The organism is Isoptericola sp. NPDC055063 (genome assembly GCF_053608125.1).
This window is the reverse complement of record NZ_JBSGUW010000001.1, coordinates 75,718-91,049: the sequence shown is the minus strand read 5'-3', so window position 1 is coordinate 91,049 and position 15,332 is coordinate 75,718. Positions and strand designations below refer to the sequence as shown.

The 15,332-nt window shown below is 73.7% G+C and carries 14 protein-coding genes; 4 read left to right on the top strand and 10 right to left on the bottom strand.

The window, feature by feature from the left end:
* Positions 1-64: 64 nt before the first annotated feature.
* The 4 genes from ACWF41_RS00435 to ACWF41_RS00420 all read right to left on the bottom strand — a co-directional run bounded on the left by ACWF41_RS00435 (position 65) and on the right by ACWF41_RS00420 (position 6,615).
* A complete protein-coding gene (locus ACWF41_RS00435; protein WP_380319037.1) occupies positions 65-1,387 on the bottom strand; it encodes an enolase C-terminal domain-like protein in 1,323 nt (440 codons plus the stop codon).
* Between the two features lie 115 nt (positions 1,388-1,502).
* The gene (locus tag ACWF41_RS00430) at positions 1,503-2,039 is read right to left on the bottom strand and encodes a hypothetical protein (protein WP_380319034.1); all 537 of its coding nucleotides are present in this window, start codon (positions 2,037-2,039) and stop codon (positions 1,503-1,505) included.
* Positions 2,039-2,689, bottom strand: coding sequence for a TetR/AcrR family transcriptional regulator (locus tag ACWF41_RS00425; RefSeq protein WP_380319031.1), 651 nt, complete (start codon positions 2,687-2,689; stop codon positions 2,039-2,041). The genes ACWF41_RS00430 and ACWF41_RS00425 overlap by 1 nt, the downstream gene beginning before the upstream one ends.
* Before the next feature lie 110 nt (positions 2,690-2,799).
* The gene (locus ACWF41_RS00420; RefSeq protein WP_380319028.1) at positions 2,800-6,615 is read right to left on the bottom strand and encodes an Ig-like domain-containing protein; all 3,816 of its coding nucleotides are present in this window, start codon (positions 6,613-6,615) and stop codon (positions 2,800-2,802) included.
* Between the two features lie 169 nt (positions 6,616-6,784).
* On the opposite strand from ACWF41_RS00420, the gene ACWF41_RS00415 reads away from it, so the two are divergent.
* Both ACWF41_RS00415 and ACWF41_RS00410 read left to right on the top strand, forming a co-directional pair.
* Positions 6,785-7,441, top strand: coding sequence for an SGNH/GDSL hydrolase family protein (locus ACWF41_RS00415; protein WP_380319025.1), 657 nt, complete (start codon positions 6,785-6,787; stop codon positions 7,439-7,441).
* Positions 7,438-8,100, top strand: coding sequence for a GntR family transcriptional regulator (locus ACWF41_RS00410; protein WP_380319022.1), 663 nt, complete (start codon positions 7,438-7,440; stop codon positions 8,098-8,100). Before ACWF41_RS00415 ends, ACWF41_RS00410 begins: the two co-directional genes overlap by 4 nt.
* Here the strand turns inward: ACWF41_RS00410 and ACWF41_RS00405 are convergent.
* The gene (locus ACWF41_RS00405; RefSeq protein WP_380319019.1) at positions 8,097-8,651 is read right to left on the bottom strand and encodes a GrpB family protein; all 555 of its coding nucleotides are present in this window, start codon (positions 8,649-8,651) and stop codon (positions 8,097-8,099) included. The two genes, ACWF41_RS00410 and ACWF41_RS00405, sit on opposite strands and share 4 nt — an antisense overlap.
* Positions 8,648-9,199: a GNAT family N-acetyltransferase gene (locus ACWF41_RS00400; RefSeq protein WP_380319016.1), complete on the bottom strand. Its 552-nt coding sequence runs from the start codon at positions 9,197-9,199 to the stop codon at positions 8,648-8,650. The genes ACWF41_RS00405 and ACWF41_RS00400 overlap by 4 nt, the downstream gene beginning before the upstream one ends.
* 184 nt (positions 9,200-9,383) lie before the next feature.
* On the opposite strand from ACWF41_RS00400, the gene ACWF41_RS00395 reads away from it, so the two are divergent.
* A complete protein-coding gene (locus tag ACWF41_RS00395) occupies positions 9,384-10,082 on the top strand; it encodes a helix-turn-helix transcriptional regulator (protein ID WP_380319013.1) in 699 nt (232 codons plus the stop codon).
* A 102-nt stretch (positions 10,083-10,184) separates the two neighbouring features.
* A complete protein-coding gene (locus ACWF41_RS00390; RefSeq protein ID WP_380319011.1) occupies positions 10,185-10,589 on the top strand; it encodes a VOC family protein in 405 nt (134 codons plus the stop codon).
* 10 nt (positions 10,590-10,599) lie between these two features.
* Here the strand turns inward: ACWF41_RS00390 and ACWF41_RS00385 are convergent, their stop codons facing one another.
* Genes ACWF41_RS00385 through ACWF41_RS00370 form a run of 4 tightly spaced genes read right to left on the bottom strand, consistent with a single transcriptional unit; the run spans position 10,600 to position 15,326 of the window.
* A complete protein-coding gene (locus ACWF41_RS00385) occupies positions 10,600-11,496 on the bottom strand; it encodes an amidohydrolase family protein (protein ID WP_380319008.1) in 897 nt (298 codons plus the stop codon).
* Positions 11,483-12,535, bottom strand: coding sequence for an aldo/keto reductase (locus ACWF41_RS00380; RefSeq protein WP_380319005.1), 1,053 nt, complete (start codon positions 12,533-12,535; stop codon positions 11,483-11,485). Before ACWF41_RS00380 ends, ACWF41_RS00385 begins: the two co-directional genes overlap by 14 nt.
* Positions 12,505-13,329 carry an RraA family protein gene (locus ACWF41_RS00375; RefSeq protein ID WP_380319002.1) on the bottom strand — a complete coding sequence of 275 codons (825 nt, stop codon included), beginning with the start codon at positions 13,327-13,329 and terminating at the stop codon, positions 12,505-12,507. Before ACWF41_RS00375 ends, ACWF41_RS00380 begins: the two co-directional genes overlap by 31 nt.
* A complete protein-coding gene (locus ACWF41_RS00370; RefSeq protein ID WP_380318999.1) occupies positions 13,326-15,326 on the bottom strand; it encodes a hypothetical protein in 2,001 nt (666 codons plus the stop codon). Before ACWF41_RS00370 ends, ACWF41_RS00375 begins: the two co-directional genes overlap by 4 nt.
* Positions 15,327-15,332 lie beyond the last annotated feature (6 nt).

The window sequence follows — 15,332 nt, the reverse complement described above, 5'->3', positions numbered from 1 at the left end:
TGCTGGTCACGCTACGACCTCAACCCTTGTTGAGGTCAACGTGTTCCGCCCGACGTGTCCCAGGTCACGACGCCCAGGCGGCGCCTTCCGGGTAGCGGAACTCCGCGACGGAGGCGGGGTGCATCTGCGTGGAGTACCCGGGCCGGGTGGGCACGACGTACGACACGCCCTCGCCGGCGTCCGTCACGACGCACGGGTCGGTGAAGTGCTCGTGCAGGTGGTCCACGAACTCGGTGACACGCCCGTCGAGCGACCCGGACACGGCGACGTAGTCGAGCACGGACACGTGCTGCACCATCTCGCACAGGCCGACGCCGCCGGCGTGCGGGCACACGGGGACGCCGAACTTCGCGGCGAGCAGCAGCACGGACACGATCTCGTTGACGCTGGCGAGGCGGCCCGTGTCGAGCTGGCAGTAGTCGGTCGCGTGCGCCTGGAAGAGCTGCTTGAACATCACACGGTTGTGGCAGTGCTCGCCCGTGGCGACGCGGACGGGGGCGACGCCCGCGCGCACGGCGGCGTGGCCGAGGACGTCGTCGGGCGAGGTGGGCTCCTCGATCCACAGCGGGTCGAACCGCTGCAGCGCGCGCACCCACTCGATCGCCTCGGGCACGTCCCACACCTGGTTCGCGTCGATCATGAGCGTGAGGTCCGGGCCGAGCTCCTCGCGCGCGATGCCGAGCCGGCGCACGTCGTCCTCGAGCCTGGCCCCGACCTTGAGCTTCACGTGCCGGTAGCCGGCGTCCACGGCCTCGCGGGTCAGGCGGCGCAGCTTGTCGTCGTCGTACCCGAGCCAGCCGGCCGACGTCGTGTACGCGGGGTAGCCGCGCCGCTCCAGGTGCGCGATCCGCTCCGCCTTGCCGGGGGCGGCGGCGCGCAGGATCCCCAGGGCCTCGTCGCGGGTGAGGGCGTCGGAGAGGTAGCGCAGGTCGGCGACGTCGACGAGCTCCTCGGGCGTCATGTCCGCGAGCAGCCGCCACACGGGCTTGCCCGCGCGGCGCCCGGCGAGGTCCCACGCCGCGTTGAGCACGGCGGCGAGCGACAGGTGCACCACGCCCTTCTCCGGCCCGAGCCAGCGCAGCTGGCTGTCGGCGGTGAGCTCGCGGTAGGTGGCACCCATGTCGCCGACGACGTCGTCGACGTCGCGCCCGACCAGGAGGTCCGCCTGGTGGCGCGCGGCGAGCGCGACGACGTCCGTGCCGCGGCCGATGGTGAACGTCAGGCCGTGACCGGCCAGCGGGGCGCCCTCGGTGTCGGTGCCGTCGGTGCGCAGCACGACGTACACGGCCGAGTAGTCGGCGTCGGCGTTCATGGCGTCCGAGCCGTCGGCGGTGCGGGACGTCGGGAAGCGGACGTCGGTGATCTCGACGTCGGTGATGGTGGGCATGCGCACCTCTTCGTGGCGGTCGGCGTTCCCGGCGATCCGGAAATCATCAGATGACTGATCGCCAAACTAGCGGTCTCGCCACGAGAGGAGCAAGCCTCGTCCGGGGCGGGTGGCGCTAGACGTTGGAGGATTCCACCGCCTGCGGCGCGACCCCGGCCGTCGCGGCCCGCGCGCGGGCGGCCCTGCGTGCCACCACGACGTTCTGCGTCAGCAGGGCGAGCCCGAGCGCGAGCAGCACGCTGCCCTCCGTGACGGCGGGCGACGCCCCGAGCCGTGCCCCGAGGTCCGCGAGCTCGAAGCGGAGGGCCACCGAGACCGCCCACAGGACCACCGTCGCCGCGGTGTACCGGTACTGCACGACGCCGTCGGTCCCGGGAGAGAGCTGCACGGTGGCGGCGCGTGCGACGCCGAGGCCCACGGTCAGCGCGAGGTCGGCGGCCGCGACGGCGACCGTCGCGCCGGCGCCGCCGGGCGACGGCAGCGCGAGCCACGGCACCAGCAGGAACGCCCCGACGACCAGGACGACGAGCGGGCCGGTCAGCAGGCGCCGCGTCCGCGCGGGGCGGGCGCGCAGGCGGAGGAGGACGACCACGGTGAGGGTCAGCAGGCCGACGAGGACCTGGGGCGGGAGGGTCTCGAGCGCGGTGTCCATCAGGCGGCCTCCTCGCCGACGAGGTACGCCGCGACGGCGGCGGAGAGCGCGGTGCGGAACGCGGCGGCGCGTGCCGGGTCGTCGGGGGAGTGGCCGAGGGCCGACTGCCAGGACCGCCCGCCCAGCGCGTATCCGTACGCGCCGGACATCCCGAGCAGCAGCACCGCCTCGATCCGGTCGCGCGACGGGACCCGGTCGGCCGGCAGCGCCGCGTGCAGGCCCGTCTCCATCATGTCCGCGATGCCGGCGAGCCCGTCGGTCGCGAGCGTGCCGTGCTCCGGGTGCAGCGCCGACCACGCCCACAGCCGCCGGTACCGCTCGTCGTCGAGCGTCGCGAACACGACGTCGAGCATCCGGGCGGCGTACGGGACGCCGGCGTCGTCCGCGACCCGGGCGCGCACGCGCTCGCGGTGGCGCGCGTCCTCCGCCTGGAGCACCGCGCGGACCAGGCCGCCGTGGGTGCCGAAGTAGTGGCCGACGAGCCCTCTGGTCACGCCGGCCGCGGCGGCGACCTGGGCGAGGGTGACGGCGTCCGGGCCGTGCTCGGCGACCAGCGCGGTCGCGGCGTCGAGGATCTGCTGGCGGGAGCGCTCGGGGCTGAGCCGGCGTCGTCTGCCGCGCTGGCCTGCGACGACGTTATTGGCGGTCATGCCAATAACGTAGCGCAGCAGGCGGGAGCGGGGCACCCCCTTCGAGCACGGGATCCGTATCGCCGACCGGGTGGATGGCGACACGGATCCCGTGCTCGAAGGGGACTTCGTCAGCTCGCGGGAGAGATGCTCATCTCGCCCGCGGGGCCCTGCCGGTAGACGGTGAAGTACCCGTCGGTGGCCAGCGGGTTGTCGGCCGCGTCGTCGAGGTAGCTCCACACCGGCTCGCCGTCCACGCGCAGCACCAGGCGGGTGCCGCCCTCGACGTTGACCGCGCCGAACGTGACCTCGTGGGTGGAGTTCGGCTCGATCACCGTGTTGGGGAACGTGTCGACCATGAAGACGGCGGGGCTCCACTTCTGCATCTCGATGACGTCCTCCTTGATGACCACGAGGTAGCCCGAGCTGCTGTTGGTCCACACCGGGTCGCCGGCCGTCTTCGACCGCACGGAGAACCCGAACCAGCCGCCGTTGAAGTCGCCGACGGACGTCTCGAACCGCAGCAGCTCGTCCCCGAACTGCTGGGGCTTGAAGCTCCACGCGCCGCGCGGTGCCAGGTGGGCCGCGCCGTCGGACACCGTCACGCCCTCGCCGGGGGCCCACGCCGCCGGGTCGAGGATCTCGGCGCCGAGGTCGGTCACCGGGTGCTCCGCCGCCTGCACCGTCACGGTGGACGACGCCGCGAGGCCGGGCACCACGGTCGACGTGGCCGTGATGGTGGCCGTGCCGGCGGCGCGGCCGCGGACGACGCCCTTCGCGTCGACGGTCGCGACGGACTCGTCGCTCGACGCCCACTCCAGGCCGGTACGCGTGGCGTCCGCGGGCGTGAACGACGGGGCGATCGCGCGGGTCTCGCCCGGTTCGATCGTCGCCGCCGACGGCGCCAGCGTCAGGCCGTCGGGGTCGACGCCCACCAGCGAGAACGACACGTCGTCGAAGTCGAGCGACGCGAAGCCCTGCACGTAGAAGCCGACCTTGCCGGCCGCCTTCGGGGCCGGGTTGGCGCCCGCGACGACCTCCTCGCCGTCGACCAGCACGCGCACGCCGCCGGCCGTGACCACCACGCGCACGTCGTACTCGGTGGAGGGCTTCAGCCCCTCGCCCGCGGGGAGCGTCACCTGCTTCACCGTGCCCCAGGCGGAGTCGAAGATCGTCCACGTGGACCCGGCCGCCGCGTGCCGGTAGCGGACATACCCGCCCGGCGTGCTGCCCGTGCGGTCGTAGACGAGCATCTGCCCGCCCTCGGGGACGTCGGCCGGCGTCGTGACCGTGAAGTCGAGCGCGTACTCCGAGAACTGGCGGTCGAGCTGGGAGTTCGCGCCGTTCTTGATCCGGTAGACGTGGTCGCCCGTGCCGTCGTCGACGATCGCGCGGTTCGGGTCGGTGGCCCAGCCGTTGCCGCCCGTCTCGAAGTCCGTCGAGTGCAGCACGCCGTCGCCGGCCGCCACGGTGACGGCCATCTCGTCGCGGATGCCCGCGTCGGCCTTCGACTCGACCGTGACCGTCACCTCGCCGGGCGCGACGGCGGTGAGGATGCCGGCGGCGCTGACGGTCGCGACGTCCGGGTCGCTCGAGGTGTAGGTGACGGCCTGCGCGGTGGCGTTCCACGGCACGGCCTGCGCCGCCACCGACACCTCGTCGCCGAGCGTCACCGCCAGCTGGTCCGCGGGCAGCTGGAGCGATTCGAGGGCCACGCTGTCCGGCGTCTGCGACTGGCCGACGTGCCCGTCGGTGCCGATCTCGTCGAACGGGATGGCCTCGAAGCCCGGGACCTGGTCGAAGACGGGGGAGTCAGCGGTGAGCGTGTAGTCGCCGTTCGCCGCGTCGACGAAGCCGGGGTCCGCGTCCGTGACCCAGTTGGCGGCGTCGCCCGTGCCGTAGTTGAGCAGGTTCTTCGTGTCCAGGGCGCCCTCGGCGTTCACGTCGGGGTTGCGCGCGCGGTGCGGGTTCCACACGACGTTCTTCGCGAACGTGGAGTGGTTCGGGAAGTAGTGGTTGTCCTCGAAGAAGTGCCTCAGCTCGGGGTACTTGGTCAGGTACGGCGTGCCGACGAAGTCCTTGTTGTCGGCGAACACCTTCTTCCACTTCGGCATGTACACGCGGTCGACGGTGTTGCCCTCGCCGTCGCCCATCCACTGCGTGTAGTTGTCGTAGGGCACCTTGGTGTCGACGAACACGTTGTTCGTGGCGTCGATGTAGTCGGCCGAGCCGGACTTGATGGCGTCGTTGCCCATGTTCACGAAGACGTTCTGGCTGATCTCCAGGTCCCACGTGAAGTTGTCGGCGTAGATGCCCTCGATGCCGTCCTTGCCCACGCCGATGTCGTGGAAGTAGTTCTGCCGGAACACGTGACCACGCTGCTGGGGGGTCTCGCCGGAGTTCATGTAGACGGCGCCCAGGTCCTGGAACGTCTTGCAGACGTCGTAGACCTCGTTCTGCTCGAACACGTGGTCGTTACCGTGCACGATCACGCCGGGGTGCGGCGCGTCGTTGATCTCGTTGCCGCGCGCGACGTTCCCGACGCCGTCGAACATGACGCCCGGGTTGTATGCCTTGTGGTAGTACGCGAAGTCGTGGATGTGGGAGTCCTCGACGCGGTTGCGGCCCGGGGAGAGGGCCGCCTTGTCGCCGCCCTGCAGCACGACGCCGACGCCGCCCACGTGCCGGATGTCGCTGGAGACCACGGCGTGGTCCGTGCCGCCGCGGTTCACCGGGATGCCGTCGTACGTGTACCGGCCGGGGGAGTTGATGAGGACGCCGCCGTCGGTGAAGTTCTGGACGTCGCTGTTCGAGATGGTCACGTGGCTGCCGCCCAGGATGACGGCAGCCGTGGCCCGCCCGTACTCCAGCACCAGGTCGTCGAACGTCACGTACGACGCCCCGTCCGTGCGGATCATCGGCTCGTCGAGCGTCGTCACGACGGGGGCACCGCGCTGCGCGAGGAACGACGCGTTCGGCACCAGGTAGAGGATCCCGGCGTCGCGGTCGATGTAGTACTCGCCGGGCGCGTCGAGCTCCTCGAGCAGGTTCTGCGCGAAGTGGAAGTCCGGGTACCAGGTCTTCATCAGGCCGGACATCTCGCCGTAGCGCAGCGTGATGGTGCGCGCGTCCGTGTCGATCTTCTGGATCTTGTTGTACGACCACTCCCAGCTCTGGCCGAAGATGCCGTCCAGCCAGATGTCCTTCGCCTGCGTCCAGTACTGGGGCCGGTCGTAGGAGTAGCTGAACGTGCCGCCGCGCTCCTGCAGGTCGGCGTCGTTCTTGGTGGGGCCCGGGTCGACGATCTTGTTCATCTGGACGGTGTCCTTGGCGGCGCCGGCGTTGGGCCAGCGGGCCAGGGTCATGTCCTCGCCGTCCACGTACAGCTCCATGGGCGGCGTCGTGCTGACGTCGTTGGCCTTCCAGTAGCCGTGCCGGCTGAGCTGGCCGTAGTCGTCGATGCCGAGCGCGCCCAGGTCGATCTGGAGGACGTCGTCGCGGGCCGACGTCTCGATGATCCGGTCGAGCACGGCCTGGTCGGTGACGGGGGAGAAGCCGTCGTAGGGAAGCTCCTTGCCGCCCGAGATCGTGGCGCGCTCGCCGGGGTAGGAGGCGTACGTGATGGGCGCGTCCGCGGTGCCCGAGTCCTCCGGGCCGAGGACGAACGACTCCGAGCGCTCGTACGTGCCCTCGCGGAGGTACACCGTGACGCCCTTCGCGCGCTGTCCCTTCGACAGGTCGCGGATCGCGTCGCGCGCGCCCTCGAGCGTCGCCAGGGGGCGCTTCCGGTCGCCCTTCGCGTCGTCGTCGCCGTCGGGGGAGACGTAGAGGACGACACCGGCCGTGGCCGGCGTGCCGGCGGGCGCGGATGGGGCCGCGTGCGCCGTGGTCTGTGTCCCTGCGACGAGCAGGGACGTCAGCAGGAGTGCTGACAGGGGTCGCTTCATTGCGAGTGCTCCGACCTCTCGTGTGGTCACGGGTGTCGGGGCGACGCGGCTGCGCCGGCCCGGATCGTCAAGCACCGGCAGGTTACATTAATCGATAATCGCTGACAATGATGTGGCGGCCGCCCCGAACCGCTACGGTCGGACCCGCCCGCCACTCGAAGGAGAGCTCATGACCAGCAGCGGAACCCCCGGACGCCTCGTCTTCGTCGGGGACTCCATCACCGACGCCGGCCGCGACCGCGGCGACGCCGCGTCGCTCGGCGACGGCTACGTCAGCCTCGTCGCGCGCGCCCTGCCGGGCGCCGAGGTGGTCAACGTCGGCGTCGCCGGCGACCGCGCCGTCGACGTCGAGGCCCGGTGGGAGCGCGACGTCGCGCCGTCCGCGCCCGACATCCTCACCGTGTACGTGGGCGTCAACGACACCTGGCGCCGCTTCGACTCCGACGACGCGACGAGCGCCGAGGCGTTCGAGACGACCTACCGGCGGCTGCTCGACCGCGTGCCGGGCACGCCGCGGCTCGTGCTGGTCGAGCCGTTCCTGCTGCCGGTGCGCGACGACCAGCTCGGGTGGCTGGAGGACCTCGACGGCAAGCGGGACGTCGTCGCGCGGCTGGCCGCCGAGTCCGGGGCCGCGCTGGTGCCGCTGCACTCCCTGCTGACTCGCGCCGCCGGCGCCGCCGGCGCTGCGGCGCTCGCCCCCGACGGCGTGCACCCGGCGCCGCCGGCGTCGCGGATCATCGCGGACGCCTGGCTCACCGCGTACGCTGGCGACGCACAAACGATTGTCGATAACGACCGGACGAACGACGTGGGGCGGCAGGCATGACGGACGCGCTCAGCTCGATCGGCGGCCTCGAGCGCGGGCTGCTGTCGGACCAGATCTACGACCTCGTCAAGACCATGATCAAGACGTCGCAGCTGGCCCCCGGGGAGCAGCTCGTCGAGTCGCAGCTCGCCCGGCGGCTGCAGGTCAGCCAGGCGCCCGTGCGCGACGCCCTCAAGCGCCTCGCGCACGAGGGACTGGTGACGCACGTGCGCCACCAGGGCAACTTCGTGGCGCAGTACTCCGACGAGGAGGCGCAGCAGGCCAAGCAGGCGCGCGTGGCCCTCGAGGCGCTGGCCGGCCGGCTCGCCTGCGGACAGCTCGCCCCCGAGACCCGCTCCAACTTGGAGAAGGTCATCGACGAGATGCACGGCGCCGTCGAGGCGCAGGACCTGCCCGCGTTCCGCGAGCTCGACTTCGGCTTCCACCGCGCCGTCATCGAGGCCAGTGGCAACGGCTACCTGCCGCGCATGTGGGACATCATCGAACCCAGCCTGCGGTCCATGCACCTGCTCGGCGACCCCGAGTTCACCGGCGACTGGCACCAGGTGGCCGACTGGCACCGCAGCCTGCTCGACGTGCTCGACGACGGCGACGCCGACGCCGCGTCCGCGCTCTTCGAGGCGCACGCGGCGGGCACGCTGCTCGACGGCGAGGGTTAGGGCTGCCAGCCCGTGGCGGCGGCCCACGCCTCCGCCCGGGCGGTGATCTCGGCGATCAGGCCGCCCTTGGCGTCGGCGTAGTCGTTCATGCTCGGCCAGTCGCGCTGTGCGAGCTCGCGCTTGAGCGCGGCGTAGGCGGCACGGTCGGCGGCGTCGTGCCGGAGCCGGTCGCGGAACAGCAGGTGGCTGCGCTCCCAGCCGCTGCCCGTGGCGCAGACGTGGACGTGCACGTCGCGCTCGGGCGTGCGGACCAGGCGGTGGCCGGGCTCGCGGACGCGCAGCTCGTACCCGGCCGCGAGCAGCGCGGGCAGGTAGGCGTCCTCGTCCTCGACGTCGGGCACGCTGACGTCGATGTCCACGATCGGCTTGGCCGCGAGGCCCGGCACCGACGTCGAGCCCACGTGGTCGACGCGCACCGCCACCGGGCCGAGGGCCGCGACGATGCGCTCGCGCTCCCGCGCGAACCGCTCCGGCCACGTCGGGTCCGGCTCGACGAGGACGATCTCGCGCTTCTCGACCCCCCCGACCAGCTCGACGCCGTCGTCGCTCATCCCTGGGCTTCCCACTCCGGCGCGAGCACCGACCAGACCTCGATGTCCTGCCGCACGCCGCGGTACTCGTGGTGCTCGCGCAGCACGCCGTCGCGCCGCATCCCCAGTCGACGGGCGACCGCGATGCTCGCCGTGTTGCCCGACGCCGCCCACCACTCGATGCGGTGGATGCCGCGCTCGCGGACCGCCCAGTCGATGATGACGCGCGACGCCCGGGTCACCAGGCCGCGGCCCGCGGCCGTCGGCTCCAGCCAGCAGCCCGCCTCGGCCGTGCCCTGCGCCACGTCCATGGTGCGGAACAGGACGCCGCCCACGAGGGTGCCGTCCAGCCAGATGCCGTAGAGGCGCCCGGTGTCCGTCGCCGCCTTCTGCGCGTACGACTCGAGGAACGACCGGCTCGACGCCACGTCGGTGATGCGGTCCGGCAGGCCGATGAACCGCCCGACGAACTCCCGGCCGCGGTCGATCGTCGCCAGCAGCTCCTCCGCGTGCCACGGCTCCAGCGGCCGCAGCTCCGCGCCGTCGTCGCCCAAAGACCTCGCGAACATCAGTTCCTCCCTCGTCGCCCTGACACGTCGGGATCCTCGCACGGCATCGTCGGCGGCGACGTAGCGATTTCTCGCCGTCCTGACAGCGCACGGCGAGAGATCGCTACGTCGACCGGCGTCTGCGTGCTCAGGGGACTCGTCGGGTGCGAGGTAGCGGTACCCGCGGCGCGCGTAGGGTCGTCGCGTGAACCGGACGGACCGGCTGTACGCGATCGTCGAGGAGCTGCGGGCGGTCGCTCCCCGCCCGCGGAGCGCGTCGTGGCTGGCCGCCCGGTTCGAGGTGAGCCGGCGCACCGTGGAGCGAGACATCAGCGCGCTGCAGCAGGCGGGCGTGCCCGTCTGGGCCGAACCGGGGAGGACCGGCGGCTACTGCCTCGACCGCGCGCGCTCGCTGCCCCCGGTGAACTTCAGCCCGGACGAGGCCGTGGCCGTCGCCGTCGCGCTCGGCTCCCTCGCGGGGACGCCGTTCGCGGGCGGTGGGTCGACGGCGCTGCGCAAGATCCTCGCGGCCATGCGCGACGACGACGCGGCCGCCGCGCACGACCTCGCCGCCCGCGTGCACCTGCTGGGCGCGCCGCCCGACGCGCCCGCGATCCCCGCCGTGCTCGCGGACGCGATCACCGCGCGCCGGGTGCTCCGCCTGCGGTACACGGACCGCGACGGCGCCGCGAGCACGCGCGACGTCGAGCCGCTCGGGTTCGTCGGGTCGTCCACCGGGTGGTACCTGCTGGCGTGGTGCCGCCTGCGCGACGGGATCCGCGCCTTCCGCCTCGACCGCGTCGACCGCGTCACGGCCACCGCCGAGCGGGCGCCGAGACGCGTCGTGCGGCCCGAGGACGTCCAGGTGCCCGACGGGGACCTGCGGACCCTCACGCTCATCTGAGCCGGAATCACCGACGTCGGGGTGTCGCGGAGCGTCGCCACGCTGGTCGGGAGCCGCGGGAACCCGCGGCCCCACACCATCCCCGACCGGAGGAGCACCACCATGACCCTCGTCGCGAGCCTTGTCTCCGTCCGCCTCATCACCGACGACGTCGACCGCCTGACGGCCTTCTACGAGCGGCTCACCGGCGCCGTCGCCGACCGCCCGTCGCCGGAGTTCGCCGAGCTGCGCACGTCGCAGGGCACCCTGGCGATCGGCAGCACGCGCACCGTCCCCCTGTTCGGGCCGGGCTCCGCGGCGCCGGCCAGCAACCGCACCGCCATCGTGGAGTTCCGCGTCGAGGACGTGGACGCCGTGCACGCCGGGCTCGACGACGCGGTGGAGGTCGTCGCCCCGCCCACCACCATGCCGTGGGGCAACCGGTCGCTGCTGGTCCGGGACCCGGACGGGACGCTGGTGAACTGTTTCGCCCCGGTGACCGCCGAGGCGCTGGCGCGGCTCTCGTGACGACGGCGCGTCAGCCCGCGGCGCCGTAGAGGCGCGCCGCCGTCCCGGACCAGACCGCCGTCGCCGCGGCGTCGTCGAGCACGGGCAGGGCCGCGGCGGTGCGCCCGACGACCTCCGCGTACGGCGCGATGCGCGCGGACATCGGCCAGTCGCTGCCGAACAGCAGCCGCTCCGGGCCGAGCAGGTCGACGGCGGCGCGGGCGGCCGCGGCGACGCGGGCGGCGTCGTCGGGCGCCGTCGTGTGGAGGCCGGAGAGCTTGGCGTGGGCGAGGGGCCGCGCGGCGACGGCGGCGAGGGCGTCGCGCCACGACGCGTCGGGGGCGCCCGTGCCGAGGCCGAGGTGGCAGACGACGACGTCGAGGTCCGGGTGGCGGCCCGCCAGCCCGGCGACCGCGGGGAGCTGCTCGGGGCGCACCAGGGTCTCGAGCACGCGGCCCGATGCCGCGAGGCCCTCGCACAGCGCGTCGAGGCCCGCGACGTCGGACAGGTCCGCCGCGCGCCCGGGGACGGCGAGGCGGATCCCCGCCACGGGGGTCCCGTCGTCGATCACCGCCTGCGCCATGCCCGCCCAGGCTCCGGCGTCGCCGGGGCGTGCGTCGTACTGCAGCACGACGGGCCCGGGCAGCGGGCCGTGCGCCCCGGCCTGCCGGGCGAGCCAGCGGGCCTCGCCCTCGGTGTCCGCGGCCTGCACGGCGACGGCGGCGCGCACCGGGACCGGGGAGGTGGCGGCGGCGCGCGCCAGGTCGTCGGGGCCGACGCGCGCGGGCAGGCCCAGGTCGTCCCGGAACCACGAGATCCGCATCGCCGCCGTGTCCCACAGGTGCACGTGCCCGTCCACGATCCCGCCCGCCGTCGTGCCGAACCGGGACGTGCCGAGCAGGGACCTGACACCGTTATGCGGTGCCATGCGGCCCCATCACGGTGTCAGGTGCCTGCTCGGCTCCCCGGGGTGCTGCGGTGCCCAGCGCGATCGCGTCGAGCTCGGCCCACAGGTGGTCGGGGACGACGGCGTCGGCGGCGTCGGCGAAGACGTCCACCTCGGCGGGGGTGCGTGCGCCCACGACGACGGCCTCGACGCCGGGGACGCGCAGCGGCCAGCGGACGGCGGCCGTGGGCAGGTCGATCCCCTCGCGGTGGCACGCGGCCGCCATGCGCAGGGCCCGGTCGACCTGGTCCGGCGTCGCGGGCCGGTAGTCGAAGAACGGCGCCGCCACCGGGTCGGCGAGCAGGCCGGAGTTGTACACGGCGGCGCCGATCACGCCGACGCCGCGCTCACGGGCGGCGGGGAGCAGGTCGACCAGGGCCGACCGGTCCAGGAGCGTGGCGCGTCCCGCGGGCATGACGACGTCGAGGACGCCCGCCGCCTCGCGCACGAACCGCGCGACGGGCTCCGTCCGCATCATGCCCACCCCGACGGCCCGCACGACGCCCTGGTCGCGCAGCTCCAGCAGCGCGGGCAGGGCGCCATGCCTCGGGTGCAGCGCGGCGTCGACGTCCGCCGGGTCGTGCAGGTAGAGCAGGTCGACGCGGTCGGTGCCGAGGCGGGCCAGGCTGCCCTCCAGCGACCGGAGCACCCCGTCGCGGCTGAGGTCGCCGACCGTCCTGCCGCCCGGCCCGCCGGTGCCGCCCGACGGGACGGGTGCGCCGTCGGCGTCGACGATCACGCGGCCCACCTTGGTCGCGATGACGACCGAGTCCCGGTCGACGCCGGCCAGGGCGTGCCCGAGCCGCAGCTCGCTGACACCCTCGCCGTAGTGCGGCGCCGTGTCGAAGAACCGGATCCCGCGCTCGAGCGCGCGGCCGACCGTCGCCTCGGCGTCGGCCTCCGCCACCGGCGTGAAGAGGTTGCCGATCGGCGCGCAGCCGAGCCCGAACGACGATGCGGCGAGCCCCGCGGGAGCCTCCCCGACGGGCGTCAGCGGGCGGAGGGCTGGGCGGAACGCCATGCCTCGAACTCCCCTCGCGTGTCGGGGGTCAGGGGGTAGTAGTCGCTGAGGCGGGCGCCCTCGTCGAGCCGCTGGCGGCTGAAGACCTCCCACTCCTCGTGGTCCTGCGCGGACGCGACCACCTGGTCCGCCATCGCGCGGGGCACGATGACGGGGCCGTCGTCGTCCGCGACGACGAGGTCGCCCGGCATGCACAGCACGCCGCCGACGGCGACGGGCACGTCGTAGGCCCAGGGGAACAGCTCGGACTGCGACGCGTAGTGCGGCGTGACGCCGGTGGACCACACGGGCAGTCCGAGGTCGGCGATCTTGCCCGAGTCGCGGATGCGGCCGTCGACGACCATGCCCGCGCCGCCCTTGCGCTGGAAGTAGCGCGCGAGGATGTCGCCCACGCAGCCGGAGAAGCGGCTGCCGTACGCCTGGACCACCAGCACGTCGCCGGGCTGCACGGCCTCGAGCACGTGCCACAGGGCAGTGTGCCGCTCCACGTACTCCTGCTCGTCCCCGGCGGCGAGGTCCTCGCGCTGGGGCATGAACTGCAGGGTGAGCGCGGACCCCACCACCTGGTACCCGGGCTTGAGCGGCCGCGGCCCCTCGACGAACGAGTGGCGGATGCCGAGGCCGTGCAGCTTGGCGCATGCCGTCGCGGACGAGACCTGGCCGAGCCGCTCGAGCGTGTCCGCGTCGGCCCGCTCGTACGCGCCGCCGCGCACGGGCAGCGTGATCTCGGGCCGCACGAGGCCGGCGCCGGGATCGGACGGCAGGGCGCTGACGGGCGCGAGTGCTTCGGTCATGGTCGTGCTCCTTCGTGGTGCTGGTGGCGCGGCTGGTGGTGATGTGGGGCGGTGCCGGCGGGTGCGGTGAGCAGGACGACGTCGGCGCGCTGGCTCGGCGGCAGCTCGACGAGCAGGTCCGGGGCGTCCAGGGGGACGGTCGCGGTGGTCCGTGCTCCCGCGACCCCGGCCGATGCCGTGGACGGGCCGGGCCAGACGCCGCCGTCCTCGCCATGCGTCACGACGCCCGTCAGGCGCTCCTCGCCGAACCGCGACGGCCGTACCCGCACGCGCCGCGCGTGCGTGGGGGACAGGTTGACGAGGCTGAGCTCGACGCGTCCGGTGCCGTCGGCGTCGCGGTCGAGGCCGGAGACGAGCGCCGCGACGTCCGGCGGCAGGCCGGGGCGGCCGCGGTCGGCGTCGGTGTACGCGACGGCGGCGAACGGCAGCCCGCCGTTGTACAGGGTCTGCGGCGTGCCGGTGATGAGCTGCCCGAGCACCTCCGTGACGACCGGGTTGGCGCGCTGCCAGAAGTGCAGGTGCACGGTCTCGGGGTCCACGGGCTCGGCGTCCATCACGGCGACGCGACGGGCCAGCTGGCCGAGCGCCATCGACAGCGCGCGCTCCGGGTAGTCCGGCAGCGAGCCGTCGAGGAACGCGAGCCAGGGGCCCTCGTGGCCGGCCTCGACCTTGTCGCGGAACGGCCGCACCTCGTCCGATCCGGGGATGCCGTCGAGCACGCGGTCGAGGCGCTTGCGGTCGGCGTCGTCGCGCGTCCACCACCACAGCCAGGTGGGCAGGTCGAGCTGCAGCGGGCCGTAGTCGAACCAGCCGTCCGCGCCGTACCGGTAGGGCACGAGCGTCGCGGGCTCGTCGGCGTGCGGCCCGAGCCGCTCGATCCAGCTGCCGCGCAGGCTGAACGGCGTCTCGGTGACCGGCGAGGTGATCGCGTGGTCGAGCGCCGTGTCGAGCATGGTGCGCACGAGGTCGAGCGGCCCGTCGTCGCGCGACCCGGCGGCCCCCGCGAGGGACGACGAGACGAACGACGCGTTGATCGCACCGATCAGCGTGCTCATGCCCACCGAGTGCAGGCCGTGGGGCCACGTCCACCCGTAGTGGCCGCCGTACCAGGCGCCGTCGTGCAGGCCGCCGACGACGCCGTCGGGCGCCACGTTGTCGGGCATGAGGCCGCCTGGTGCAGTCCCGGCGGCCGCGCGCTCGCGCCACCCGTCGACGTACCGCGCCACCCACGCGGCGGAGGCGGTGTCGCCGTCGTACAGCCAGCGGTTGACCACGAGCGACGTCGCCGCGAGGTTGACCGCGGTGTCGCCGGCCGCGCGGCGCTGGAGCTCGTCGCCCATGAGCTGCGCGTGCGCCGGGTCCTCCAGGTCGGACCACCGCGTGATCCCGGGCAGCCCGTGCAGGGGGAGGCCGTACGCCTCCATGTAGTCGAGGGAGGCGGGGTAGGTGAGCCACTCCGTGCCCAGCCCGGGCAGCGGGCCCCGCGCCCCGTTGTGCGGCGCGGTGACGATGTTGCGCGCGGGGTCGTAGTTGCCGTGCGCCGGGTCCGTGTACAGCGCCGCGAACCGGCGCGCGCGCTCGGCGAACCGCTCGTCGCCCGGGTCGGCCGCGCACAGCCCGTAGAAGAACAGCAGCGACTCGCCCTGGTGGAACCAGTCGTACCCGTTCTCGTACTCGCCCGTGAGCATGCCGGCCTCGGTGAGCTGCGCCGTCACGCCCTCGAAGTGGTGCTTCGCGGCCGCGAGGATCTCGTCGCTGCCGCCCAGGGCGTAGAACGCGGGCCAGTTGAAGAACGGCTCGTACAGGTCGTCCACGCCGTCGCGGTGCTCGAAGCCGCCCGCGTGCAGGATGCGCCCGTCGGGCCCGGTGTAGCGGGCGGAGAAGAGGCGCCAGGCCTCCTCGGTCGCGTCGAACAGGCGCCGCTCGAGGACGGCCCAGGCGGGGACCTCGTGCAGGGACGTGGTGGGGATGCGGGGGTCGGTCGTGCGGTCGGTCATGGTGCG

Excerpts from the sequence above, each read along its gene's own strand:
- ACWF41_RS00380 (WP_380319005.1), bottom strand. The coding sequence starts at position 12,535 with ATGGCGTTCCGCCCAGCCCTCCGCCCGCTGACGCCCGTCGGGGAGGCT.
- ACWF41_RS00385 (WP_380319008.1), bottom strand. The coding sequence starts at position 11,496 with ATGGCACCGCATAACGGTGTCAGGTCCCTGCTCGGCACGTCCCGGTTC.
- ACWF41_RS00400 (WP_380319016.1), bottom strand. The coding sequence starts at position 9,199 with ATGTTCGCGAGGTCTTTGGGCGACGACGGCGCGGAGCTGCGGCCGCTG.
- ACWF41_RS00370 (WP_380318999.1), bottom strand. The coding sequence starts at position 15,326 with ATGACCGACCGCACGACCGACCCCCGCATCCCCACCACGTCCCTGCAC.
- ACWF41_RS00425 (WP_380319031.1), bottom strand. The coding sequence starts at position 2,689 with ATGACCGCCAATAACGTCGTCGCAGGCCAGCGCGGCAGACGACGCCGG.
- ACWF41_RS00410 (WP_380319022.1), top strand. The coding sequence starts at position 7,438 with ATGACGGACGCGCTCAGCTCGATCGGCGGCCTCGAGCGCGGGCTGCTG.
- ACWF41_RS00375 (WP_380319002.1), bottom strand. The coding sequence starts at position 13,329 with ATGACCGAAGCACTCGCGCCCGTCAGCGCCCTGCCGTCCGATCCCGGC.
- ACWF41_RS00420 (WP_380319028.1), bottom strand. The coding sequence starts at position 6,615 with ATGAAGCGACCCCTGTCAGCACTCCTGCTGACGTCCCTGCTCGTCGCA.
- ACWF41_RS00390 (WP_380319011.1), top strand. The coding sequence starts at position 10,185 with ATGACCCTCGTCGCGAGCCTTGTCTCCGTCCGCCTCATCACCGACGAC.
- ACWF41_RS00405 (WP_380319019.1), bottom strand. The coding sequence starts at position 8,651 with ATGAGCGACGACGGCGTCGAGCTGGTCGGGGGGGTCGAGAAGCGCGAG.
- ACWF41_RS00415 (WP_380319025.1), top strand. The coding sequence starts at position 6,785 with ATGACCAGCAGCGGAACCCCCGGACGCCTCGTCTTCGTCGGGGACTCC.
- ACWF41_RS00435 (WP_380319037.1), bottom strand. The coding sequence starts at position 1,387 with ATGCCCACCATCACCGACGTCGAGATCACCGACGTCCGCTTCCCGACG.
- ACWF41_RS00430 (WP_380319034.1), bottom strand. The coding sequence starts at position 2,039 with ATGGACACCGCGCTCGAGACCCTCCCGCCCCAGGTCCTCGTCGGCCTG.